Raw genomic sequence first — 24424 nt, forward strand, 5'->3', positions numbered from 1 at the left:
TCGGGGTCCCCTTCTTCAGGTCAATGGCGTCATGGCGACGCCGGCTGCCGTCACCTCGACGAGATGGCGGTCCGGGATGTCCTGCCAGTCCGGGTGGTCGTCATACGGTTCGCTGGCCAGCACCACACCGTCCGGGCGGCGCAACACCGACAACGTGTCGCCCCACACCGTCGCCAGCATGCGAGAACCGTTGGCAACCAGGATGTTCAGCCGCGCCCCCGGGTCGGCTGCCCCCACCCTGGCCACGGTCACCCCCAGGTTGTCGACGCCCTCGGCGAAGATATGGGCGGCCAGGAGCGCGCTGTCCACCGTCGATTCCGCAGTCCGGGACGTGGGCAGCACTGCCCGGTCGACGAGGCCGTTGTGCGACAGCAGCCACCGGCCATCGCTGAACGGCGCCGATGCCGACGGTTCGATGGGCATCCCGACCGTTGCCGAGCGGACGGCTGCCACCACACACCCGCTGCGCAGCGCCGGCGCGACCGACGCGAGTGACGCATCGCCCCACAACGGGGCGGCGCTGCGCCACCGTCGCGGCGTCGAACCATCGAAGAAGCCGACACCCCAGCCATCGGCGTTGAGCAAGCCGTGCTTCTGTCTACGCGGCGAATATGACTGCACCAGAAGACCATTCGCCGGTTCGAAGATCAATGACGACACCGACACGGGGTTGCCGAGCCAGCCCAGGTGGCGACACATCAGCCGCGCTCCCCGTCACAAGACCAGGCGAGCCGCACACCCGAGAAGATCTGCCTGCGGATCGGGTGGTCCCAATTGCGGAAGCTCGGCCGCAGGATGTCACCGCCCACCGCCCAGGATCCGCCGCGCAGCACGCGGTACTCGCCGCTGCCGCTGCCTTCGAAGAACGGCTGCGAGTAACGGTCGTAGATCATCGGCGTGAATCCCGGCCACGGCCGCAGCGGCGAGGTGGTCCACTCCCACACGTCGCCCAGCAGCTGCTCGACGCCGTACGCCGAGGCGCCCTCCGGGTACGCCCCCACCGGCGCCGGGCGCAGCGCATCCCCACCGAGATTGGCCCGGTGCGCTTCCGGTTCCGTTGCACCCCAGGGGAATCGACGCCGGGCGCCCACCGCGGGGTCCCATACGCAGGCCTTCTCCCACTCGATCTCGGTGGGCAGCCGCGCGCCGGCCCAGGCGGCGTACGCCTCGGCCTCATAGAAGCTCACGTGTTGTACGGGTTCGTCGGGCGGCAACGCCTCGATGTGCCCGAAGCGCACCCGTGTCGTGCCGTCGGCACTCCAGAACTGCGGGGCCACCAGCCCTACCTGCTGCCGGTGCTCCCAGCCGGCCGCCGACCACCACCGGCGTTGTGCGTAGCCGCCGTCGACGACGAACTCACGCCATTCGGCATTGGTGACCGGCACCCGCCCGATCCGGAACGACGGCACGTCGACGACGTGTGCCGGTCCCTCGTTGTCGAGCGCGAAGGGTTCATCGGAGCTGTCGACGCCCAGCACGAACGGTCCGCCGGGCACCAGCACCGACGTACCTGCCACGCCGTCCCGCCCCTGCGGCAAGGCGGCACCCGGTCCCAGTAACGGTGGGCCGCTGCGCAGGTTCAGCGCCTGCAGCATCGTTTCGTCGTGCTGGTTCTCGTGGCTGATCACCAGCGCGAACGGAAACTCTGCACCGGCCTCGTCGGGCAGCCGGTCCAGCGCGTCAAGGGCTTTCGCCCGAATGGTGCGACAGAAGGCGCGCGCGTCGGTCGGCGGCAGCAGCGGCAGGGACACGCGGCTGGCACGGGAATGCACGAACGCGTCGTAGAGGCTGTCGACTTCCGGCGCCAGCAGCCCGGGTCGGTTCAGGTCCCCGCCACGCAGCAGCCACAGTTCTTCCTGTTGACCGATGTGCGCCAGGTCCCACACCAACGGGCTCATCAGCGGGTCGTATTGGCGCAGCAGTTCGGCGTCGTCGAACTCGACCAGGGCCAGAGTCCTGTCCCGGGCTCTGGTCAGCCCTCGGGCCAACAGTTCGCGCGTGCTCACACCTCACCTTTCAGCCGCCGGTCATCAAGTGCCAACCCGGTGATCGCCGAATCGATTCCGTGCTCGACGACCCGATCGGCGAAATCGTCGGCAGCGCTGCGCCCGTGCTGCGCCTGCCACAGCAGTCGGTCCATGGCGTCGGCCAGGTCGGCGGGCGCGACGGCGGCCGCCGCTTCGACGCACCGCACCGCCGCGGCCTGCAGCCGCGGATCGGCCAGCCCCACCCGAGCCGCCTGGTCCCACGCCGTCGCCACGGATTCGGTTGTCTCCCAGGCGATCTGCGACAATCCGGCATCATCCAGCAACGTCACCAAGGTGAACACGACAGCCGGCCATAACGCGTCGGGCAATGCGTCGAGGTAGCGGATCTCCAGCCAGCGCCGCGGCCGCACCGGCGGGAACAGCGTGGTCAGGTGATAGTCCAAGTCCGCCTCGGTGGGCCGGCGGCCGCCGAGCAGCCTGCGCCCGTCGGCCCAGTCGGCGAATGGCACCCATTCGGTGATGGGTTCCGCCTCCGGCGTGTGCACCAGCATCACCGGGGCCTTGAGGGCGTAGCGCGCCCAGTCGTTGGCCGGATCATCGCCACTGGCACCGAGAATCGGCCCACAGCGGGCGGTGTCGAGCTGACCCCAGATGCGCTGCCGCGTGCTCTGCCATCCGGTGAAGTCACCACTGAGCATGGGCGAGCTCGCCGACAGGGCGATCATGGTCGGCCCCAGAGCATGCGCCAGCCGGACCCGGTCGGCCCAACCGTCGCGTGGACCCGCATCGATGTTGATCTGCAGCGAGGCCGTCGACGTCATCATCGCCGCCCCGGCCGCGCCCGTGCCACCCGCGGCGAAGAATGCCTCCATGGCCCGGTACCGACCGCCGGGGTTGACGCGCGCCTGCGGCCGGAGTGGATCCACACCGAGCTGAAGCAGGCCCAACCCACGTCGCCGCATTGCTTCGCGCAGCACCACCTGATCGGCCTGCATCGCCGCCACGGCGGCCCCGGCACCGTCGAGCGGTGGCCCTGACAGTTCGATGGCCCCGCCGGGTTCCAAGGTGATCGCGCTGCCACCGGGCAGCGGCGGCACCGACTCGACGGCCACCGTCAGTTCGTCCCAACCCGGCCGCCGCGTCAGGTCGGACAGGTCGAAGCAGTGCGCCTCGAGTTCGAGGCCGACGCGGCCGACGGGCCCGTCCTGCAGGCAACCTCCGCCGGCCAGCAGAGCAGCGCTGTACGCGCTGGACAACTCGGGGTAATCGGCGTGCGGACGACGCACGGCGGTGGCGGTGCCCATCTGAACATCCCCTTCCGGGATCCGGGCCATCCCCGCATCCGTTGGTTGGTGTTCCCGGACCAAGTCTGCGTTACACAGGCAGACGCGTCCCGAGCATTACGTGTTCGTCCGACGATGCCATGAGGCACCGACAAAAATCTGCGCAATATCTGTGCGGCGCCTGCCCACCCCAGCGCATCGTCATTGCCCCAGACTGTTCTGCATGGCCCCGGCCAGCACGTTGACCGCCAGGCCGGCGTTGCCGGATTGGCAGACTTTCGCCTGCAGCAGAACGTTCTCGCGGAGCCTGGTCTGGACGAAACAGCGCCGATCGGTGTCTGCCTCCTGCTTGACCCAGGCCGCGTCGATCGGGCTGGCCTGCGCGCCCGCGAAGCTCCAGACCTCGGTCCGGCCGTTCTCGAGGTGCATCGCGGTGGTCTGTCCCGAGCACCCGACGGTGCGGTCGACGACGCGGTGGAAGGCCCGCGCGGCAGCCTCGGAGGTGGCGAACACACCCACGGCCTGTTTGGCGGAGTGGCTGTCGTCGGTGGCCGACGTCTGCGCCACGGCACCGTTGAACGACGCCAGGTCCGGGTCGCCGTAGACCTCGGGCAGCCCGATGTCTCCCCAGTTGTTGCACACGGGGAGGTCGACGAAGAAGCCCTGGTACGGCGCGGTGAAGGTGGACTCCCAGCCCATCGGCGCGCCGACCACATTGCCGACCGATCCCTTGGCGAGGACCGCATATGACACGACACCGGGGTCCGACGGCTTGGCGGCGGCGACCGGAGCAAGGGCGAGGGCACCGGTGACGCAGGCTGTGAACCAGACGGGGCACGCAGTCATGTTTCGATGATGCCAGTTGCGGCCAACCTGCTCGGCCGCCCGATTTCTCAGTACGGCTTGCCCGTGACCACGCAGTGGGTGCGGCCGTAGATGGTGGGCATGCACAGATTGCAGTGTGTGCACGCGGATTTGACGGGGCTTGCACTGTCTTCTGCCTGAATCCGGTTGAGCAGATCGGGTTCGGCCAGCAGGGCCCGGCCCATCGCCACGAACTCGAACCCCTCGGCCATGGCCAGGTCCATGGTCTCCCGGTTGGTGATGCCGCCCAACAGGATCAGCGGCATCGTGAGTTCGGCGCGGAATTGGCGGGCCTCCTTGAGCAGGTAGGCCTCCCGGTAGGGATATTCGCGGAAGAACTTGTGCCCGGTCATCCGGATGCCCCAGCTCAGCGGTGGCCGGAAGTTCGCGGCGAACTCTTTGACCGGGGCGTCGCCGCGGAACAGGTACATCGGGTTGACCAGGGAACTGCCCGCGGTCAGCTCCAGGGCATCCAGCGCCCCGTCCTCTTCGAGCCATTTGGCGGTCTGCAGCGACTCCTCAATCGGGATGCCGCCGCGGACGCCGTCGCTCATGTTGAGTTTGGCGATCACCGCGATCTGATTGCCGACGGCCTCGCGGACGGCCTGCACGGTGCCGCGGGCCACCTTGGCGCGGTTGTGCAGTGAGCCGCCGAACTCGTCGCGGCGCTTGTTGATCAACGGCGACAGGAACGAGCTGGCGAAGTAGTTGTGGCCCAGATGGACTTCGACAGCGTCGAACCCGGCCTCGATCGCCAACCTCGCGGCGCCCGCGTGCGCGGCCATCACACCATCGATATCGGCGCGGGTGGCTTTCTTGGCGAAGCGCATCGACAGCGGGTTGAAGAACCGCACCGGGGCCAGTGCCTTGGCCTTGTTGGTGCGCGGGTTGGCCACCGGCCCGGCGTGCCCGATCTGCGCGCTGATCGCCGCACCCTCACCGTGGATCGTGTCGGTGAGCTTCCGCAGGCCCGGGAGCGCTTCGGGGCGCATCCACAGCTGCCAGCCGTCGGTACGCCCACCTGGGGACACCGCGCAGTACGCGACGGTCGTCATCCCGACGCCACCCGCGGCGGGCAACTGGTGGTAGCGGATCAGGTCATCCGTGACCAGAGCATCCGGGGTGGCCGCCTCGAACGTCGCGGCCTTGATCACCCGGTTGCGCAACGTGATCGGACCGAGCTTGGCCGGCTGGAAGGGATCGGTCCCCATGGCTTCAGTGATCCTTTCGGTAAATCTCGACCCGAGCAATTAAGTATCCAGTGGTACACTAATTGCAGGCTTGGCGTCAATGACCCTGTCCCTACTCAGGTGCTGTGATGATGGACCCGTGAGCAGTCAGTCAGGCCCCGGTCGGCCGCGGGACTCGAGCATCGACGATCGCGTACTCACCGCGACCCGAGAGCTCCTGTCAGAGGGCGGGTTTCAGGACTTGAGCATGCGCCTCGTCGCGCAGCGCTCCGGCGTCACCCGCGCCAGCCTGGCCCGGCGCTGGCCATCGAAGGCAGCGTTGGTCGTCGATGCGGTCATGGGTGTGACACCTGATCTGACGCCGTTCGCCGGCACTGATGTCTACGGCTGGATTGATTTCGTCGTCCGGGGCAGCCGCGCGCTGTTCAACCGCCCGGACATGAAAGCAGCGGCGCCCGACCTGACCCTGGCATTGCTCGAAGACAAGACACTGGGACGGTCGCTGTGGAATCGGTTCACCGGGCCGGCGGTCGAGCTGTTCGCCGACGACGTCGGAGCACAGACCACCGAGGAACGGCACAGTGCGGAGCTGGACGCGCGCGCCGTGCTGATCATGGCTGCGGGTGCCGCCATGTACCTGACCACCATCGCCGCCGACGACGACTCTGCCGAGCTCGAGGAGCGCATGGTCGAACTGCTGACCACCGGGTATCGGGCAGCGGCGGCCAACCGCACGGCGACCGACGGGCAGGACTAGGAAAGACGAGAGGCCGCACCCTGATCGGGCACGGCCTCTCGTTTGATGCAGGACTGGTTCGGTCAGCGGCCAGGCTGAGTGGGGGCGGGCTGGCCGGGGGCCTGCGGGCCGGGACCGCCGGGGCCCTGACCGCCCGGACCCTGCCAACCGGGGCCGCCCGGGAACATCGGGTGCCACATGCCGCCGCCCGGGCCGTGGCGGCCCTCGCGGAACTCCGACATGTCCTGTCCACGGTGGTGCTTGTGCCAGCCGCCGTGATGACCGCCGCCCGAATGCGCACCGAGGATGAAACCGGAGAAGAAGATCGTCGCGACGATGAACACGATGCCGGCGACGATGCCGACCCACGCCAGCACCTTGTTGAGCTTGCTGGTTCTCGGCTCTGCGGCCGGCGCGACGGGCGCGGCGGGGGCCGCCACCGCGGTAGCTGCGGGAACGGGCGGGAACGAGTCGGTCGGGGTGTCCGGCGTCTCGGGGTTCGCTTTCGGGGTGTCGTCACTCATGTCATCGATAATCCATGCGGCAACCACTGCGGTGGCTAGGTTGCGCGTAAGAATCAGCTATGAGCCGCTCGGACGCGGTAGCGTGGCCTGTGTACCGGGGCATCGGCCGGGCTTTGGGGGCCGGCCGAAGCTCCGATATCAGAACGCGGCAGAAAAGGTGCGATGTCCAGAACCACCCTGCGCGCCGTTGTCCTCACCTGCGGCACCGCGTTGCTGCTGACCCTCACTCCGGCGTGTGCGAAGCAGTCGGCCACCCTCACCGGGCCGGCACCGACAGCGTCGCCGACCGCCGTCTCGCACACCCCGTCGACAACCACCCGCAGCAAGTCCGGGCTACCCGTCTGCCAGCTGTCGTCGTTGCCGGCCGAGGCCACCACGACCGTCAACCTGATCCACCGCGGCGGCCCGTTCCCCTACGACCGGGACGGCATCGTGTTCGGCAACTTCGAGCGCCGGCTGCCGAACCAGCAGCGCGGGTACTACCACGAGTACACGGTGCCGACGCCCGGCGCGAAGACCCGCGGCGCACGACGAGTCATCACCGGCGGCGAGCCGCCGACCAGCCCGCCGGAGTTCTACTACACCGGCGACCACTACGAGACGTTCTGCCAGATCGGAGGAGCGTGAAGACTTTCACGGTGCGTGGTGCGCGAATCCATTCCCGCGCAGACCTTTTCACCGAGTTGGGCCACGCTGTCAACGGCGCGGGCGGCTACTTCGGCAGCAATCTCGACGCGCTGGCCGACTGCCTCGGCGGCAGCTACGGCACCCCGGACGACGAGCCGTTCCGCTTCGTGCTGACCGACAGTGCAAAAGCCAAGAAGGCGTTGGATTCTCACACCTGGACCGGGCTGCTCGACGTGTTCGACAGCGCCGGAATCGACTTGGTGCTGCGCTGACCTAGGGCTTCACCGGATTCACCGCGAACTGGATGACGCGGTACGGCGCGGTGTCGCGAGGCTTGGTGTTCCACTGGCTGACCAGGATGCGCAGTTCGTCGAGCGTCGAACCCGGGGAGATATAGCCGCCGTAGGGCTGCGCCAGCTGATTGTCTTGCGGCTCAGGCAGTTCGTCGGCCTGCTCCGGCCAGCCGCCTGCCACGACAACGGTCGTGACCGGCGCGGCGCCGAGTTCCGTCGGCGCATTCGCGACGCGGACCTCCATGTTGCCGGTGCTGCTGTTGAAGTAGGACAGCACCGTCTTGCCGTCGACCTGCTTCATGCTCATCTCACCGGTCAGGTCGCCCCACAACGGGGTCGGCGCCTTGCCCCAGCCCGCGGTGGCAGACCAGCCCTGCCAGCTGGACCGGTCGGTGAAGGACTGTGGCGTCGCCCGGTAGAGGAAAGTCGGGCTGCTGCGATCAAAGTTGTTGGCGGCGATGTACACCCAGCCTCGCGACGAGTCCGCGGTGGGCACCGGGTCGTAGTAACCGGTGATCTGACTCTGCGCTCCCCCGGCGTAGCCGGCCGGCCGCACCGACCCCGGCACCGTCGGCCAACTCCCACGCGACGGATCCGCTTTGACCAAACGCGAACTCACCGGCTTCAGGTCGCGTGTGGTGGTGATCAGGAGGTAGTTCTCCCGGTTGATGTTCACCACCCCGGCCGGAAGTTGAGACGTGCCAGAAACTTTGGGGTCGGCCAACAGTGGCTTGTCGATGCCCATGACACCGCGGTACCGCAGGCCGTCCGGTGAATTGATGGAGTCGGTCTCGACGTGCAACGCGACGGGCGCATACCAGCCGCCGAATCCGACACCCTGCCCCGCGAAGCTGTCGCCGCAGATTTGCAGGATGCCGCTGGGGAACTCCATGAACTCGCAGAGATCGGTCGCCCCGATGCCGTAATCGGCTGTCGGCGTGCCGGTTCCGGCCACCGGGCCGATCCGCGTCACCTCACCGACGACGAGCGGACGCAGCACCGGTGTGGGCACCGGCGCAGGCGGGTCCGCCTGCGCCGTCGGCACAACCAGCCCGAGCGCCAGCGCCACGACAGACGCGGTGGCCGCCCGCAAAATCAGCGGGCGAGCAGCTCGGCGATCTGGACCGTGTTGAGCGCCGCGCCCTTTCGCAGGTTGTCACCCGAGACGAACAGTGCGAGGCCACGACCGTCGGGCACACCGTGATCCTGGCGGATGCGGCCCACCAGGGAGTCGTCGGCGCCGGCGGCGGCCAGCGGCGTCGGCACGTCGACCAGGGACACCCCGGCCGCGTCGGCCAGCAGCTCGCGGGCGCGCTCAACCGAAAGCGGCTGGGCGAACTCGGCGTTGATCGACAGCGAGTGTCCGGTGAACACCGGCACGCGCACGCAGGTGCCACTCACGGCCAGCTCCGGGATACCGAGAATCTTGCGGCTCTCGTTGCGGAGCTTCTGGTCTTCGTCGGTCTCACCCGAGCCGTCGTCGACGAGTGAGCCGGCCAGCGGAATGACGTTGAAGGCAATGGGCGCAACGTATTTCACGGGCGCCGGGAACTCCAGCGCCGATCCGTCGTGCACCAGTTCCTCAGCGCCGGCGATCACGGCGCGAGCCTGCGAGGCCAGCTCGTCGACACCGGCGAGCCCCGAACCGGACACCGCCTGGTAGCTCGACACGATGAGCCGGGTCAGACCGGCCTCGTCGTGCAGCGGCTTGAGCACCGGCATGGCGGCCATGGTGGTGCAGTTCGGGTTGGCGATGATGCCCTTGGCTAGCTGCTTGCCGCGGACGTCGCGGTCGAAGTTGACCTCCGAAACCACCAGCGGCACATCGGGATCCTTGCGCCACGCCGACGAGTTGTCGATCACCGTGACGCCGGCGGCGGCAAAGCGCGGCGCCTGCACCCGCGACATGGTCGCGCCGGCGGAGAACAGCGCGATGTCCAGACCCGACGGGTCGGCGGTCTCGCTGTTCTCGACCTCGATCTCCTGGCCGCGGAACGTCAGCTTCTTACCCTCGGACCGCGCCGAGGCGAAGAAGCGCACGGACGTCGCCGGGAAGTTGCGTTCCTCGAGGAGCTTGCGCATGACCTGGCCGACCTGACCGGTCGCGCCCACCACACCGATGTTCACCATGTTATTTACCCCGTCGCTTCGCTCGCCCCACGACTTACCGCCCTGTCCCGCCGTACACCACAGCTGCCTCTTCGCTGGCGAAGCCGAAGGCCTCATGCAGCGCCGCGACGGCCGTGTCCAGCTCGGTGTCCTTGACCAGCACCGAGATTCGAATCTCGGAGGTCGAGATCAGGTCGATGTTGACGCCGACCTCGGCCAGCGTCTCGCAGAACTTGGCGGTGACGCCGGGGTGGCTGCGCATGCCGGCGCCGACCAGCGACACCTTGCCGATGTGATCGTCGTACAGCACCTGCGAGAAACCGATCTCGTCCTTGAGGGAGGTCAGCTTCTCGACGGCGCCCGGGCCGTTCTCGCGCGAGCAGGTGAAGGTGATGTCGGTCTTGCCGTCCTCCACCTTCGAGATGTTCTGCAGCACCATGTCGATGTTCACGTCGGCATCGGCGACCGCGCGGAACACCTTGGCGGCGTAGCCCGGTACGTCGGGCACACCGACGACGGTGACCTTCGCTTCGCTGCGGTCGTGCGCGACTCCGGTGAGGATTGCGTCTTCCATGGGGATGTCCTCGATCGATCCTTTGACGATGGTGCCGGTCTTGTTGGAGTACGAGGACCGGACGTGAATCGGAACGTTGTAGCGGCGGGCGTATTCCACGCAGCGCAGCATCAACACTTTGGCTCCGCAGGCCGCCATCTCCAGCATCTCCTCGAAGGAGACGGTGTCCAGGTGGCGGGCATTGGGGACGATGCGCGGGTCGGCGGTGAAGATGCCGTCGACGTCGGTGTAGATCTCGCAGACGTCGGCGTTCAGCGCGGCGGCCAGCGCCACGGCGGTGGTGTCCGAACCACCACGGCCCAGCGTGGTGACGTCCTTGCTGTCCTGGCTGACACCCTGGAAGCCGGCGACCAGCACGATCAGGCCCTCGTCGAGGGCGTCGCGCAGGCGGCCGGGGGTGACGTCGATGATCTTGGCGTTGCCGTGGGTGCCGGTGGTGATCACGCCGGCCTGCGAGCCGGTGAACGACCGGGCCTGCGCGCCGAGCGACTCGATGGCCATGGCGACCAGCGCGTTCGAGATGCGCTCACCCGCGGTGAGCAGCATGTCCATTTCACGGGCGGGCGGCGCCGGGGACACCTGGCGGGCCAGATCCAGCAGATCATCGGTGGTGTCGCCCATGGCCGAGACCACGACGACGACGTCGTTGCCGGCCTTCTTGGTCTCGACGATCCGTTCGGCGACTCGACGGATCCGCTCGGCGTTCGACACCGAGGATCCGCCGTACTTCTGGACGACGAGCGCCACTGTTCGCGTTTCCTTCTCTGAATTGGCAGCAAGCATTCGCATCAATGCTGCCCACAAGGATAAGGGAGGCACGAACCGGTTTTTGTTGCCCGGTAGCTTGGCAGACGTGCACCGCACGCCTGATCGACTCGCCGCGACGTCGGTCCCGATCCATCCCGACATCGCCGCCCGCTGGAGTCCGCGCGCCTTCGACCCCAATGCCGAACTGCCGCACGAGGATCTGACGGCGTTACTGGAGGCGGCGCGGTGGGCGGCCACCTGGGGCGGGCGCCAACCCGTCCGCTTCGTCGTGGGTCTTCGGGGCGACGAGACCTTCATCACTCTCAGCGGCCTGCTCCGACGCGGTAACAGTTACGCGCAGGCCGCGTCGGCGCTGATCCTGCTCTGTTCCGATGAGGGGCCCGACGAGAAGACCGCGCTGTACAGCAAGGTCGACGCCGGTTCGGCGATGGCCAATCTGTCGGTCGAGGCGGTGTCCAGGGGCCTGATCGTGCACCCGATGGCCGGGTTCGATGTGCCCGGCGCCGCCGCGGCGTTCGAGCTGCCCGAAACCCTGCGCCCGCTGATGGTCATCGCCGTCGGCACCCTCGGTGACTATTCGGAGGCCGGTCCCGAGATCACCGAACGCGACGGCAGGCCCCGCGAGCGGCTGCCGCTCGACCAGGTCGTTCTACGGGGATTTGTGCACGAAAATCCGCGGTGAGCGCGGAAAATCGTGCACAAATCGCTCGTAGCTAGAAAATGTCGGTCAGCTTCCGCTGCGCCGGGCAGGCGTCGGTGAGCGCCTTCATCTCGTCGGTGATCTGCGCATTGATGGCCGACAGCTGGTAGGCCTCGGTCGGTGCGGGCGCGCCGGGCGCGCGGCCCTGGGCCGCGATCCGGTAGGCGTCGAGCGCCGAGGCGAACTGCCCGGCCAGGGTGGCCAGCTGCACCGCATGGACCGCCACCTTGTCGCCGGTGACCTTCTGCGCCCGGTCGGCCATGCCGTCGGCCCAGGCCCGGTAGGCCGTCTCCTCGGCGATGGTCGGGACTCCGTTGCCGTTCTTGTCGATCTTCGACTCGATCTGCGCGGCCTGCGCCTTGTTGTAGTCGAGCATGTCGCGCACCGGCTTGCATTCCGGTGTCGGTCCGCGGAATTCGGTCTGCCACACCACGAGGCCGATGACGACGGCGAGCGCGACCGCGATGCCGATCTTCCAGCTGCGGTCCAGGCTCAACAACCATCGTGTCAACACGGTCGAACTGTATCGGCACCGGGTGCGCCGCGCCCATTGCTCCTGGCCAGGGACTTGGCATGGGACCGGGCGACCGGGTTTTGGCGATCTGGTCGGCCGGAGTAAACTCACCAGTGGTGTTTATCGCGCGGGTGCTCCTCCTCGGACGCCGCGACGGGGTCTGATCCGACCGGCCTCCCGTCGCGGGTGTTTGAGATGTGCCGGTCCTGACCTTCAAGGTCCCATCCAGACAGACCGGAGCAAAAAACCGTGACCACTTACTCTCCCGATTCTTCTGCCGACTCCTTCTCGTCGGTACGCACCATCACCACCCCGACCGGGCCGCGCCGCGACGGCCAGCCCTCGTGGAACACGCAGCGCAACTCGTCGATGCCGGTCAGCCGGTACCGAAGCTTCGGTGACGAGGTGCCGGGCGGGAGCCCGGCATTCGGTACCGCGAACATCCCGTTTGACCGCACCTGGCCCGACAAGGTCGCCACCGTCGCCCCCGGCTGGTGCGCGGTCGACCTGCGCGACGGCAACCAGGCCCTGATCGACCCCATGAGCCCCGAGCGCAAGCGCCGGATGTTCGACCTGCTGGTCCGCATGGGCTACAAGGAGATCGAGGTCGGCTTCCCGTCGGCCAGCCAGACCGACTTCGACTTCGTCCGCGAGATCATCGAGCAGGGCGCCATCCCCGACGACGTCACCATCCAGGTGCTGACGCAATGCCGGCCCGAACTGATCGAGCGCACCTTCGAGGCCTGCGACGGCGCCCCGCGCGTGATCGTGCACTTCTACAACTCGACGTCCATCCTGCAGCGCCGCGTGGTGTTCCGCGCCGACCGCGAGGCCGTCAAGAAGATCGCGACCGACGGCGCCGCCCTGTGCATCGAAGAGGCCAAGAAGTACCCGGGCACGCAGTGGCGGTTCCAGTACTCCCCCGAGTCGTACACGGGCACCGAACTGGAGTACGCCGTCGAGGTGTGCAACGCGGTCGCCGACGTCATCAAGCCGACCCCGGAATGGCCCCTGATCATCAACCTGCCGGCGACCGTCGAGATGGCCACGCCCAATGTCTACGCCGACTCGATCGAGTGGATGAACCGGCACCTGGCGCCGCGCGACTCGATCATCGTGAGCCTGCACCCGCACAACGACCGCGGCGAGGGCGTCGCGGCCGCCGAGCTGGGCTACCTGGCCGGCGCCGACCGCATCGAGGGCTGCCTGTTCGGCAACGGCGAGCGCACCGGCAACGTCTGCCTGGTGACGCTGGGCCTGAACCTGTTCAGCCGCGGTGTGGACCCGCAGATCGACTTCTCGAACATCGACGAGATCCGTCGCACCGTCGAATACTGCAACCAGCTGCCCGTCGCCGAGCGGCACCCCTACGGCGGTGACCTGGTCTACACGGCCTTCTCCGGTAGCCACCAGGACGCCATCAACAAGGGTCTGGACCAGATGAAGGTGGACGCAGATGCCGCCGACGCCGACGTCGACGACATCCTGTGGCAGGTGCCGTACCTGCCCATCGACCCGAAGGACGTCGGCCGCACGTACGAGGCCGTCATCCGGGTGAACTCGCAGTCCGGCAAGGGCGGCGTCGCCTACATCATGAAGGCCGACCACGGGCTGGTGCTGCCGCGCCGGCTGCAGATCGAGTTCAGCCAGGCGATCCAGAAGCTCACCGACGGTGAGGGCGGCGAGGTCTCGCCGAAGGTCATGTGGGACGTCTTCAACGAGGAGTACCTGACGCCCATCACCCCGCTGGAGCGTATGCGGCAGAAGGTCGACGCGGCCGAAGAGGACGGCGGCACCGACACCATCACCGCCATCGTCAAGATCAACGGTGAAGAGCGCGAGATCGTCGGTGCGGGCAACGGCCCGCTGGCGGCGTTCATCGACGCGATCGGCGCCGTCGGTTTCCACGTCAGCGTGCTGGACTACTCGGAGCACGCCATGTCGGCCGGCGAGGAGGCGCAGGCCGCGGCCTACGTCGAGGCCTCGATCGGCGGCAAGACGGTGTGGGGCGTCGGCATCGCGCCGTCGATCACCACGGCGTCGCTGCGGGCCGTCGTCTCCGCGGTGAACCGGGCCGCGCGGGGCTAACCGAAGACCGTCGTCAGCAGCCGCTCGATCAGACCGGCCAGGTCCTCGCGACCCGGCTGGTCCGCGGTATAGGTCAGGTTGCTGTAGGCCAGTCCGTTGAGCAATCGCGCCATCTCACCGACCTGCTCATCGGACGGCGTCAGACCTGCCGCTTCGAGGATGATCCGCGCGAAACGCAGTGCACCCGATTGCATTTCAGCGATCAGCGGCCTGAGTTCGGGGCGGCGTACGCCTTCGTTGAACAGCTCGTAGCGGGCCAGCTGCCGGCGGCCGTTGGCCCCGCCCAGGTCGGAGACCATGGTGGTCATCAGGGTGGCCAGGGTGTCGCGGGTGAGTGGTCCGAGGCGCGCCTGCAGGGTGCCGACGTACTGCGACTGCAGGTCGACGATGCGCTGCGCCGTCGCCTCGAGAAGCGCACCGCGCGTGCGGAAGTAGTTGGACGTGGTGCCCGCCGGCTGGTCGGCTCTGCCGTCGACGGCGCGGTGCGTCAAGCCGCCGACGCCGACGTCGCCCAGCACCTCGATGGCGGCATCGAGAAGTTGGGCGCGTCGTTCAGGGTTGGGAGCCATTGATCAGTTCTTGTACCGCACCCGCCACAGCATCGCCAAGAACACCGGGTAGACGGCGCACAACAGCAGATAGCTGAACCACGGCCCGGCCATACCCACATAGAACGAGACGTCCTTCAGGACCAGCAGCACGTACAGGTGTAGCGGGACGCTCACGCTGATGTACGCGATGGCGGCCGTCACCGCGATGAGGTGCGGCCGGTTGACGAACACCATGCGCGGCCGGGCCAGGATGCCGGTGACCGCCGCATAGGTCATCGGCACCAGCAGGATCGCATCGGTGAGCGGAGTCACGGCGTACCGCAACGTGGCCGCGTCGCCATAGACGACGCGAAACAGGTGCAGGCAGACGCCCATGGCGATGGTCAGCATCGCCGCTTCGCGGAAGAAGTAGCCGCGGTCACGAAAGAGCTGCCGGAAAGATCGATGTACTACATCGGTAGTGGTTGTCATGAGCTGACGCTATCACTACGGACGTAGTGGTTACAAGAGCCGGCTGCATGCGGCCGCAAAACCGTGGGACGCGCGACGGTGGACGGTATCGTCGGCCCGTGACATCGGTAGCGGTGCTCGGCGGCGGCGTAGGTGGACTGAGCGCGGCTCACGAACTGGCCGAGCGCGGCTTCGATGTGGCGGTGTACGAAGCCAGGGACGTGTTCGGCGGCAAGGCCCGGTCCATACCGGTCCCGGGGTCGGGAACCGACGGCCGCGCCGACCTCCCGGCCGAACACGGCTTCCGATTCTTCCCCGGTTTCTACCGCCATGTCATCGACACCATGGCGCGGATACCGTCGGGTGCGACGACCGCCGACCGGCACCTCGTCCAGGCCTCCCGGATCCTGATGGCACAGTCCGGCGGTCGCGCCGAGCTGATCGCGCCCGCCAAGCTGCCCGCCTCGATCGACGACCTCGCCACCGTGGTGCGGTTCATGTGGGGATTCGCGACCCAGGTCGGGTTGTCCCCGGCCGAGCTGGCCGACTTCGCCAATCGCCTACTGGGCCTGATGACCGCGTGCGACGAGCGCCGGCTGGGCCAGTACGAGAAGCAGAGCTGGTGGGAATTCGTTGGCGCGGAACAGCATTCGGAGACCTACCGGAAGTTCCTCGCCGACGGGATGACCCGCACGCTGGTCGCGGCCCGGGCGCGGGAGATGTCGGCGCGCACCGGCGGGTCCATCCTGTGCCAACTGATGTTCGACATGGCCCGCATCGACAGTCGCCTCGACCGGGTACTCGACGGTCCCACCAGCGAGGTGTGGATCGATCCCTGGATCGACCACCTGCGGGGCTCCGGCGTCACACTGCGCCCCGACCACCGGGTGGCCGGAATCCATTGCGATGGCGGCACAATCACCGGCGTCACGGTGGACGGGCCGGACGGGCCGCAGTCTGTCACCGCGGACTACTACATCGCGGCGATGCCGGTCGAGCGGCTGTGCGAACTGCTGTCCCCCGAGCTGCGGGCCGCCGACCCCCGGCTGGCCCGGTTGCCACGCCTCGTGACGAGGTGGATGAACGGGGTGATGTTCTATCTGAAACACGATGTGCCGCTGCAACCCGGCCACGCCCTGTTCATCGACTCGGAATGGGCCCTCACCGCCATTTCACAGCAACAGTTCTGGGCCGGCGTCGACCTCGCCGATCGGGGCAACGGGCGCGTCAGAGGCATTCTGTCCGTGGATGTTTCGGAATGGCAGCGACCCGGGCGGCGCACCGGGAAGGTGGCGGCAGCCTGCACCCCCGACGAGATCCGCACCGAGGTGTGGGGGCAGCTCACCGACGCCATCGACGACGGGTCCCTGCGTGAGGACAACATCGAAGCCTGGTTCATCGACCCAGCGGTCACGTTCCCCAATCCGGGTCCGGCGGTCAACGCCGAGCCGCTGCTGGTGAACACCTCCGGATCGTGGGCGGACCGGCCGGATGCCGGCACTGCCATCAAGAACTTCTTCCTCGCCGCGGATTTCGTGCGGACCCACACCGACCTGGCCACCATGGAGGCCGCCAACGAAGCCGCCCGACGCGCCGTCAACGGCATCCTCGTAGCCAGCGGATCCAGCCAAAAGCATTGTGGCGTCTGGGAGTTGCGGGAGCCGGCGGTGCTGGGGCCGTTCCGGGCGCTGGACCGCATCCGGTGGCGGCTCGGCCGTGGTCCGGCCAAACCCCCGGTGACGGTCGGTCTCGACGGCGCCCTGGTGCCGGGCGGGTTCGCGGCACGCGCGCTGCTGACAGCCGCGCGGTGGTGGCCGCACTGACGGTCGGCGGTAGCGCTCCTGCATCACCTACAGGTTGTTGGCGGTTTACGTGTCGAGGCGCGCCATCTTGCGGCCCAATTCGGCCCGCGAGCGGATCTGCAACTTACGGTATATCCGAGTCATGTTCGCCTCCACGGTTTTTGGGCTGATGAACAGCGCCGAGCCGATGTCCCGATTGGTCATCCCCTGGACGGCCAGTTCGGCGACACGCTGCTCGGTCGGGGTGAGCAATGGGTTCCCGGCACCGGTGACGTTGGTGCGCGCCAGCTCCGCTCGGGCCCGATCTACCCACAACGGCGACCCCAACTGCTCGAACGTCGTCAACGCCGTCAGCAGCGTTGCCGACGCCTCGCCCTTGCTGCGCGTCCGCCGCTGGAGTTGGCCGAGCAGAAGCTCGGTCCGAGCCTGCTCGAAGGGCATTGCCACCCGATGATGGTGGGTGATCGCCTGTTGCACAGCCTCCAGCGCGGCCTGCACCTCACCCTGGGCTGACAACCACAGGGCGCGGCTGCGGGCACCCGCAGCGAGCATCCAGGCCCGGTCGAGGCGTGTGCCGCGCTCCTCCAGCGCCTCGATGAGTGGCACGGCGTCGTCGTGCCTGCCGATCGCGATCATCGCCTCCACGGCGTCGGGCAGGAACCAGCAGTGCATGATCTCGAAGCCGGGCAGCTCCGCCAACCGGGTCCACTGCGGCTCCAGTGCGGCGACCGCAGCGGCAGGGTTGCCCAGAGACAGCTCCAGGAAGCCGAGACACATGTTGGGCCACTCCGCCATTCGGGGTGCGCCGCATTGATCGGCCAACTCCAGCGCGACGGTGATGTCGTCGCGGGCGGACTGTTCCCGCCCGGCGAAAGCATTGACTGTCGCGCGGACGCTCAGCGGAATGATCGCAATGTGACCGCCGCCGAGCTGATCTGCCTGTTGCACCGCTTCGTCCGCGAAAGATGTTGCCGCGCCGAACTGTCCGTTCCACAACTCGATGAGGGCCTGGTACGCCGTGACGCCCATCGTGTTGCGGTCGTCGCCGCGTTCCCGGTAGCGCCGGTGCACTTGACGCATCTGCTCACGTGCCTCGGCGAGTTCTCCCGTCCAGGCCAGGATCAATGCCCGCACCCCCGAGGGACTGAACGGCAGGGCGACGTCGTCGTGTCTGCCTTCACGTTCGAGTGCCCGTTGCAGATTCGCTTGGTCGACACCGTTCCCGTACGCGAAGTTCGTGTGTACCCACATCGCCAGCGCCCTGCCGGCGAGTGAGCGTCCGGGCATCATGAGTGCCAGTTCCATGGCTTTGCGGGCGTGCTCGAGCGCCAGTCCGTAGCTGTCAGCCGGCGCCGCGCCGTCGGTGAATTCGACGTACGCCAGGGAGATCAGGGTCTGCACCAACAGCGGCGGAGCCGTTTCGGCGTGCTCGGCCGCCTCGGTGAGGAGCTGCCGAGCGGTGGCGAAGTCGTTGTCGTAAATGTGAATCGCCGCCAGCAGATTCAGGGCGATCGCACGCAGTGGACCGGAAAGCTCGCGGTGCAGCGGCTCGAGCAGGGCGCGGGTGTTCGCGGTGTCGCCGGCTTGGAAGTAGTCGCCGGCGGCGCGCAGTCGCCGCAGTGGGGTGTCGCCACCAAGCCTGATCGCGAATTCCAGCAGCTCGGCGGCGGTCGACGGCGCACCGGCCGTACGCGCCGAGTCAGCGGCCTGATCCAGCGCGGCGAGCGTGGTTTTGTCAGCACTGACGCTGGCCAGAGCCAGATGCCGGGCGTGCACCTCCAGCTGGGGCTCGTGCGGGGCCAGCGCGCGGTGGGCGGCACGCCGCCGGGCAGCGACGGCGCCGGTGTAGATGCCCCTGGACAGCAGCGGATGAGTGAAGTGCACGCGATGTCCGTCGAGGGTGATGATGTTCTTGTCTTCGGCGGGTTTGAGAGCCTCGACCACTTGTTCCACCCCGGTGTCGTGCGCCGCGGCCAGCAGTTCGACCGTCGGTGCGCCCGCCGCCGCGGCGGTCAGCAGAACGTCACGGGTTTCGGGGCTTATCGAGGCGATGCGCAGGCGCACCAGCTCGGCGAGGCTGCCGGGCAGTCTGTCCGAGAACGGCACGTGTCGCGCGAGTTCGAGCGCATAGAGGGGGTTGCCCGCTGCCACTTCGTGGATTCGCACCATGGTCGGACGCGGCAGCGAGTGTCCGAGTTCGGTAGAGACCAGGAGCTGCAGTTGGCCGAGGGTCATCGGCGTGACGGTCAATTGCCTCACCCGCCCAGGGGTGTTGACCTGCAACCACGTGGGGGCGGTGCCGTTGCCGGGTTCGCAGCGTTCACTGACCAGCAGACCGATCCGGCCGGTGATGCGGCGCGCGGCGAACGCGATGACCGCCTGACTTGCGGAGTCGAGCCACTGGACGTCGTCGATCGCGATCAGAACGGGCGCGTCGGCAGCGAGCGCCTCCAGGACAGCCACGCATGCCGCCCCGACGATGCGCTGATCGGTAGCGGGGCCACCGTCGTCGGCCATCAGGAGTACGCGGCGCACGGCGAGTCGTTGCAGTTCCGGCAGGGCGTCGATGACGGCGTGGTCCACCGCGCCCAGCAAATCGGCGAGGGCCGCGTAGGACATCACGGATTCGGCCTGACCCACGCGCGCCGTCAGGACCGTCAGTCCGCCGCGTTGTGCGGTGTCGCAGCCCTGGATCCAGACGGTGGTCTTGCCGATACCCGCGTCGCCTTCGATGACCAGGACGTGCGGTCCGGTGCGAACGTCGTCGACGAAGGCATCCAGGGCGCGTTGCGCCTCGGGGCGAGCGATGGCACCGTGCCTCACGCCGTCATCATGACAGCCGGCGGGTCCTCCAGCAGGGCCAACAACGCGATCACCTGGGCCAGTCAGGCCCCGGACCCCTCCGTCACCTGCAGCACCCGGGCGCACCAGCCGACGGCCTGCGCCGCAAAGTCTTGTGCGGTAACGGTTTTCACGTCGTCGAGGAGACGCTCGTTGATCAGGGTGGCGACACCGCCGACGCAGAACAGCGCGGCGTCGAAGCTCTCCCGGTCGGCGTCCCGGTCGGGCTGCAGCAATGCCAGGATCGCGGCGGCCACGCGGTGCTGCGCGATCCGGATGTGCTCGGCCACCGACTCGATGTGCCGGGCATCGGTCAGGAAAATCCGGACGGCCAGCGGGTCGCCCTCGGCGTGCTCGATGAACCCGGCCAGCCCCAGCGTCAGCCGGGTCTGGACACTTGCCGACTCGGGCGCACTGCCACCGGCCAGCATGGCGGCGAAAGGCCCCTCCAGCACGTCGTCGATCACCGCGCCGATCAGCGCGCCCAGCCCCGCGAACTGCTCATAGAAATAACGGTCGGTCAGCTTGGCGCGCGCCGCGATGGCCCGGACACTCAAGGACGTCAACCCGCCTTCGCGCCACAGCTCCTCGGCCGCGTCCAGCAGCAGCCGCCGCCGATCAGCGCGGCGCTCCTCTGCAGACCTGCCGGAGTATCTACGTTGCGGCGCACTGCCGTCGTCAGCCATCTGGCGCAACCTCTCCCTCCGACTGCCACATGATGTCAAAATCCGAAGAAGGAAGACGGACACCGGTTTCAAACGCGGTCTTCTGGCAATATTACCGACGAGTAAGGTTCAGGGTTCATCTACATAGTGGGGTGGAACATGGCAGCACAGCTCGCCGTACTGGCCGCGGCCGGAACCGAAGGCGGGGGCGCCGCCCTCGACCAGGTTCTCGGGATGTCCATCGCGACCGGCATCATCACCGCCGGGCTGCTGTGGATCGGCTATCTGCATCGGCAACGCCGCATCACCTGGCTGAAGGACCTGGCCGACAAGGCCGGTCAGAAGATGAACCGGCCCAGCTGGGTCGCGCTGCCCTCGCTGCTGTTCATCTCGACCATCATCTGCGCGATGTTCGGCTTCATCTGGGACGTGAGCCTGCACATCGGCAAGGGCCGTGACGCGGGCCCACTGGCAAACCCGGCGCACTACTTCATCCTGGTCGGGCTGTTCCTGCTGTTCATCGCCGGCTCGCTGTCGATCATCCTGCCGTACGACAAACCCGGCCCGGCCGCCATCAAGATCACCAAAACCTGGTACGCGCCCGTGGGCGGCGTGCTGATGGCCGGCTGCGGTCTGTACGCACTCATCGGCTTCCCGCTCGACGACATCTGGCACCGCATCTTCGGTCAGGACGTCACCCTCTGGGGCCCAACACATTTGATGCTCATCGGTGGCGCCGGGCTGTCCCTGGTCGCCACGTTGCTCCTCGAGCGCGAGGGCGATATCGCGATGGGCTCCGACGCCCCGGCCGCCCGCAACAAGGTGCTGCCGTACCTGGCCTTCGGCGGTCTGGTGATCGGCCTGTCGGTGTTCCCGGTGGAATACGACTTCGGCGTCGAGCAGTTCCGGCTGGTGCTGCACCCCATGCTGATCGCCGCCGCCGCGGCCATGTCGCTGGTGGCCACGCGGCTCACGCTCGGACGGTTCTCCACCTTCGGCGCCATCGCCTTCTCCTGGTTCATCCGGGGCCTCGTCATCCTGGCGGTCGGGCCGATTCTCGGTTCGCCCTACAGCTGGTTCGCGCTCTACCTCGGCTCGGCCGTCTTCGTGGAACTGATCGGGCTGACGCCCCTGGCCAACCGCCCCATCCTGTTCGGTGCGGTCGCGGGTCTGGGCGTGGGCACCGTCGGCATGTGGCTGGAATCGTTCTGGGTCGACGCCATGTTCCGCACCCCATGGCCCAGCAGCATGTGGGGCGAGGCGCTGACGATGTCGACGCCCGTCGCCATCGGCATGGGCATGTGCGGCGCGCTGCTGGCCATCGTGCTGTCCGGTCAGCGCCTGCCGGCGCGGCCGATCGGTATCGGCATCGTGGTCGCCACTGTCCTGGTGATCGGCGCCGCCGTCACCAATGGCCTGAATGTCACGGTCCCGGAGCACGCCCGCGCGCAGATCACCCTCAGCGAAGCACCGAGCCCGGCCGGTGAGCGGCTGGTGAACGCCGACATCCAGATCACGCCGGCCAACCTGATCAGCGACAATCCCGAGTGGGTGACGTTGATGGCGTGGCAGGGCAAGCTCGCCAACGACCGCGGCCTGGTGGTCGACCACCTCAAGCAGGTCGGACCCGGCCATTACCGCTCCACCCGCCCGATCCCGGTATGGGGTACCTGGAAGACGGTGCTGCGCGTGCAAGATGGACGCACCATGGCCGCCGTGCCGATCTTCCTGCCCGCCGATCCGGGCATCGGCGCCGAGGAGACGCCGGCGCTCTCGACCACGCGCGACTTCATGGAGGAGATCAAGGTCCTGCAGCGCGAACGCAACCTCGACGTGCCGTCGTGGCTGTACCCGGCAGCGTCGCTGGTCGTGCTGGCGTGCTCGCTGATCCTGATCGCACTGCTGAGTTGGGGTGCGGGACGGATCAATTCGCGCGAGCAGTTCAGCGCCACCGAGACGAGGGAACCCGTCGGGCAGCCGTGACCTATCTCGCCGATCACTCGCTATTGTTGGCACTGCCGGCGTTTGCCCCCGCGTTCGTCGTGGCCGGGGTGGTGGCCTGGGTCGCCATGAAAGACCGGCGCTCCCATGGAGACGAAACCGGCTCGCAGACAACAGATTCGACCGATGAGGATGGTTCCGCGTGACCTTTGTGAAGACGCTCGCCGCGGTGGGCGCCGTGGCCCTGGCACTCGCCGGCTGCGGCAGCGACGACAAGTCAGCCGGCAGCTCCTCGAGCGGCACGTCAACGGCCACAACGCAACTCAGCAACCCGCAGGCCCCACCGGCACGCGTCTACGTCGACCTGACCATCGCGGGCGGCACCGCAAAGCCGCTCAACCAGCAGGTGCAGGCCAAGCGGGGCCAGCCGATCATCATCCGCGTCAACAGCGATACCGAGGACCAGCTGCACGTGCACTCGAATCCCGAGCACACCTTCAACGTCAAGCCGGAGAAGGATCAGCAGTTCCAGTTCACCGTTGACGTGCCGGGCAAGGTGGACGTCGAACTGCACCATCTGGACAAGACGGTCGCCACCATCACGGTGCAGTGACCTCTTCGGTCCTGGCACACGGGCTGGGCGGATCGACTGATCTGCCCATCCCCGTGACGTACGCCCTGATCGGCGCGGCATGGGCGCTGACCTTCACCTTCGCAGTGGTGGCACTGGCCTGGCGCAAGCCGCGGTTCGATCCGGAAACGCCGGGACGCCCGTTGCCGCGCTGGGTGACGGCAGCCGTCGACGCGCCCGCCACGCGGTGGACGGCCGGGCTGCTGGCCCTGGCGTTCGCGGGGTGGGTCGCGGTGGCATCCGTCGTCAGGCCCACCGGGTCCGGCAACCCGCTGCCGGGTGCGTTCTACGTGCTGTTGTGGGTCGGAATCGTCGCGCTGTCAGTGCTTTTCGGCCCGGTGTGGCGGGTGCTGTCACCGGTGCGGACCATCGCCCGGCTGCTGCGGCTGGGCCGGGACGCGTATCCCACACGGCTCGGCTACTGGCCGGCGGCGGCCGGGCTGTTCGCGTTCGTCTGGCTCGAGCTGGCCAGCCCCGACCCGGGTTCGGTTGGCGCGGTGCGGATCTGGCTGTTGATCTACCTTGCGGTGACGCTGACCGGGGCGGTCGTGTGCGGCACCCGCTGGTGCTCGCACGCCGACCCGTTCGAGGTGTACAGCGTCGTCGCCTCCCGGTGCGCGCCGGTGCGCCGCAACGCCGATGGGCAGGTCGCCGTCGGCAACCCGTTCAATCACCTGCCCACATTGCCGGTACGGCCCGCGACAGTGACGGTGCTCGCGGTATTGCTGGGCTCGACGGCGTTCGACAGCTTCTCGGCGACGCCGGCCTGGCGTGGTTTCGTCGAGGCGCATTCCAGCGGCACCTGGCAGGCCACAGGGCTGAAAACCGTTGGGCTGGCGGTGTTTGTCACGACGGTCGCACTGTCGTTCAGCCTCGCCGCCCGCGCCACCGGAGGCGTCGACCGGGCCCGGCGCCGGCAGCTGCCGGGACTGATGGCGCACTCCCTCATCCCGATCGTCATCGGCTACGTCTTCGCGCACTACCTGACCTATCTCGTCGAGAAGGGTCAGCAGACCGTCTTCCAGCTCCTGGGAATGCCCGATGGGCACGTGTATTACGTGCTGTCCATGCACCCTTCGGTGCTGGCCACGACCAAAGTGTTGTTCGTGGTGGCCGGGCATATCGCGGGCGTGGTCGCGGCGCATGACTGCGCGCTGCGCATCCTGCCCAAGCGGCATCAGCTCACCGGTCAGCTGGCGATGATGCTGGTGATGGTCGGCTACACCTTTACGGGGCTGTACCTGCTCTTCGGCGGTTAACGCCCGAAACCTTGACATCGCCGGGG

Annotated in this window: 24 protein-coding genes; 10 read left to right on the forward strand and 14 right to left on the reverse strand. The window is 67.9% G+C overall.

The genetic code is table 11. The features are described 5' to 3' along the window. Positions 1-15: 15 nt before the first annotated feature. The 5 genes from egtC to EB75_RS21750 all read right to left on the reverse strand — a co-directional run bounded on the left by egtC (position 16) and on the right by EB75_RS21750 (position 5346). A complete protein-coding gene (gene egtC, locus EB75_RS21730; protein WP_073697334.1) occupies positions 16-699 on the reverse strand; it encodes an ergothioneine biosynthesis protein EgtC in 684 nt (227 codons plus the stop codon). Beyond that, on the reverse strand, positions 699-2006 hold the full coding sequence (gene egtB, locus EB75_RS21735; protein ID WP_073697335.1) for an ergothioneine biosynthesis protein EgtB: 1308 nt from the start codon (positions 2004-2006) through the stop codon (positions 699-701). The genes egtC and egtB overlap by 1 nt, the downstream gene beginning before the upstream one ends. Further along, positions 2003-3292: an ergothioneine biosynthesis glutamate--cysteine ligase EgtA gene (gene egtA / locus EB75_RS21740; protein ID WP_073697368.1), complete on the reverse strand. Its 1290-nt coding sequence runs from the start codon at positions 3290-3292 to the stop codon at positions 2003-2005. Before egtA ends, egtB begins: the two co-directional genes overlap by 4 nt. Before the next feature lie 180 nt (positions 3293-3472). Further along, positions 3473-4117 (reverse strand): sensor domain-containing protein, encoded by a 645-nt coding sequence (locus EB75_RS21745; protein ID WP_073697336.1) that lies wholly within the window; start codon positions 4115-4117, stop codon positions 3473-3475. Between the two features lie 47 nt (positions 4118-4164). Beyond that, positions 4165-5346 carry an NADH:flavin oxidoreductase gene (locus tag EB75_RS21750; RefSeq protein WP_073697337.1) on the reverse strand — a complete coding sequence of 394 codons (1182 nt, stop codon included), beginning with the start codon at positions 5344-5346 and terminating at the stop codon, positions 4165-4167. Positions 5347-5464: 118 nt separating this feature from the next. Here EB75_RS21750 and EB75_RS21755 point away from each other — a divergent pair, with 118 nt between their 5' ends. Further along, a complete protein-coding gene (locus tag EB75_RS21755; protein ID WP_286150279.1) occupies positions 5465-6082 on the forward strand; it encodes a TetR/AcrR family transcriptional regulator in 618 nt (205 codons plus the stop codon). Positions 6083-6144: 62 nt separating this feature from the next. Here the strand turns inward: EB75_RS21755 and EB75_RS21760 are convergent, their stop codons facing one another. Further along, positions 6145-6585: a hypothetical protein gene (locus EB75_RS21760; RefSeq protein WP_073697339.1), complete on the reverse strand. Its 441-nt coding sequence runs from the start codon at positions 6583-6585 to the stop codon at positions 6145-6147. A 162-nt stretch (positions 6586-6747) separates the two neighbouring features. Between EB75_RS21760 and EB75_RS29630 the strand changes: the two genes are divergently transcribed. Continuing rightward, positions 6748-7212 (forward strand): guanyl-specific ribonuclease, encoded by a 465-nt coding sequence (locus tag EB75_RS29630; protein ID WP_083612491.1) that lies wholly within the window; start codon positions 6748-6750, stop codon positions 7210-7212. After that, positions 7209-7484, forward strand: coding sequence for a barstar family protein (locus EB75_RS21770; RefSeq protein WP_073697340.1), 276 nt, complete (start codon positions 7209-7211; stop codon positions 7482-7484). Before EB75_RS29630 ends, EB75_RS21770 begins: the two co-directional genes overlap by 4 nt. Before the next feature lies 1 nt (position 7485). On the opposite strand, the gene EB75_RS21775 is transcribed toward EB75_RS21770, so the two are convergent. Genes EB75_RS21775 through EB75_RS21785 form a run of 3 tightly spaced genes read right to left on the reverse strand, consistent with a single transcriptional unit; the run spans position 7486 to position 10935 of the window. Then, a complete protein-coding gene (locus EB75_RS21775; protein WP_073697341.1) occupies positions 7486-8598 on the reverse strand; it encodes a DUF4185 domain-containing protein in 1113 nt (370 codons plus the stop codon). 2 nt (positions 8599-8600) lie between these two features. Next, positions 8601-9635, reverse strand: a complete 1035-nt coding sequence (locus EB75_RS21780) for an aspartate-semialdehyde dehydrogenase (RefSeq protein WP_073697342.1) — start codon at positions 9633-9635, stop codon at positions 8601-8603. A 34-nt stretch (positions 9636-9669) separates the two neighbouring features. Beyond that, positions 9670-10935 carry an aspartate kinase gene (locus EB75_RS21785; RefSeq protein ID WP_073697370.1) on the reverse strand — a complete coding sequence of 422 codons (1266 nt, stop codon included), beginning with the start codon at positions 10933-10935 and terminating at the stop codon, positions 9670-9672. A 106-nt stretch (positions 10936-11041) separates the two neighbouring features. Between EB75_RS21785 and EB75_RS21790 the strand changes: the two genes are divergently transcribed. Then, a complete protein-coding gene (locus EB75_RS21790) occupies positions 11042-11638 on the forward strand; it encodes a nitroreductase family protein (RefSeq protein WP_073697343.1) in 597 nt (198 codons plus the stop codon). Between the two features lie 31 nt (positions 11639-11669). On the opposite strand, the gene EB75_RS21795 is transcribed toward EB75_RS21790, so the two are convergent. After that, positions 11670-12170 (reverse strand): hypothetical protein, encoded by a 501-nt coding sequence (locus tag EB75_RS21795; RefSeq protein ID WP_286150281.1) that lies wholly within the window; start codon positions 12168-12170, stop codon positions 11670-11672. Between the two features lie 249 nt (positions 12171-12419). Between EB75_RS21795 and leuA the strand changes: the two genes are divergently transcribed. Beyond that, complete coding sequence (gene leuA / locus EB75_RS21800; RefSeq protein WP_073697344.1) at positions 12420-14258, forward strand: 2-isopropylmalate synthase; 1839 nt, start codon at positions 12420-12422, stop codon at positions 14256-14258. Here the strand turns inward: leuA and EB75_RS21805 are convergent. After that, a complete protein-coding gene (locus EB75_RS21805; RefSeq protein ID WP_073697345.1) occupies positions 14255-14827 on the reverse strand; it encodes a TetR/AcrR family transcriptional regulator in 573 nt (190 codons plus the stop codon). The genes leuA and EB75_RS21805 overlap by 4 nt on opposite strands. 3 nt (positions 14828-14830) lie before the next feature. Further along, a complete protein-coding gene (locus tag EB75_RS21810; RefSeq protein ID WP_073697346.1) occupies positions 14831-15280 on the reverse strand; it encodes a hypothetical protein in 450 nt (149 codons plus the stop codon). 98 nt (positions 15281-15378) lie between these two features. Here EB75_RS21810 and EB75_RS21815 point away from each other — a divergent pair, with 98 nt between their 5' ends. Then, on the forward strand, positions 15379-17082 hold the full coding sequence (locus EB75_RS21815) for a hydroxysqualene dehydroxylase (protein WP_073697347.1): 1704 nt from the start codon (positions 15379-15381) through the stop codon (positions 17080-17082). Positions 17083-17127: 45 nt separating this feature from the next. On the opposite strand, the gene EB75_RS21820 is transcribed toward EB75_RS21815, so the two are convergent. After that, complete coding sequence (locus tag EB75_RS21820) at positions 17128-19884, reverse strand: helix-turn-helix transcriptional regulator (RefSeq protein ID WP_083612492.1); 2757 nt, start codon at positions 19882-19884, stop codon at positions 17128-17130. A 62-nt stretch (positions 19885-19946) separates the two neighbouring features. Then, entirely contained in the window at positions 19947-20588 is a 642-nt protein-coding gene (locus EB75_RS21825) for a TetR/AcrR family transcriptional regulator (RefSeq protein WP_073697348.1), read from the reverse strand. A 138-nt stretch (positions 20589-20726) separates the two neighbouring features. Between EB75_RS21825 and EB75_RS21830 the strand changes: the two genes are divergently transcribed. The 4 genes from EB75_RS21830 to EB75_RS21840 are packed head-to-tail and all read left to right on the forward strand — an operon-like array spanning position 20727 to position 24398. Next, positions 20727-22550, forward strand: a complete 1824-nt coding sequence (locus EB75_RS21830) for a hypothetical protein (protein ID WP_073697373.1) — start codon at positions 20727-20729, stop codon at positions 22548-22550. After that, entirely contained in the window at positions 22547-22714 is a 168-nt protein-coding gene (locus EB75_RS29400) for a hypothetical protein (protein ID WP_168176090.1), read from the forward strand. The genes EB75_RS21830 and EB75_RS29400 overlap by 4 nt, the downstream gene beginning before the upstream one ends. After that, positions 22711-23121 (forward strand): hypothetical protein, encoded by a 411-nt coding sequence (locus EB75_RS21835; protein ID WP_073697349.1) that lies wholly within the window; start codon positions 22711-22713, stop codon positions 23119-23121. The genes EB75_RS29400 and EB75_RS21835 overlap by 4 nt, the downstream gene beginning before the upstream one ends. Continuing rightward, complete coding sequence (locus EB75_RS21840) at positions 23118-24398, forward strand: hypothetical protein (RefSeq protein WP_073697350.1); 1281 nt, start codon at positions 23118-23120, stop codon at positions 24396-24398. Before EB75_RS21835 ends, EB75_RS21840 begins: the two co-directional genes overlap by 4 nt. The last annotated feature ends 26 nt before the right edge of the window (positions 24399-24424 follow it).

Origin of the sequence: Mycobacterium sp. ST-F2 (assembly GCF_001905655.1) — a bacterium.
Taxonomy (GTDB): Bacteria; Actinomycetota; Actinomycetes; order Mycobacteriales; family Mycobacteriaceae; genus Mycobacterium.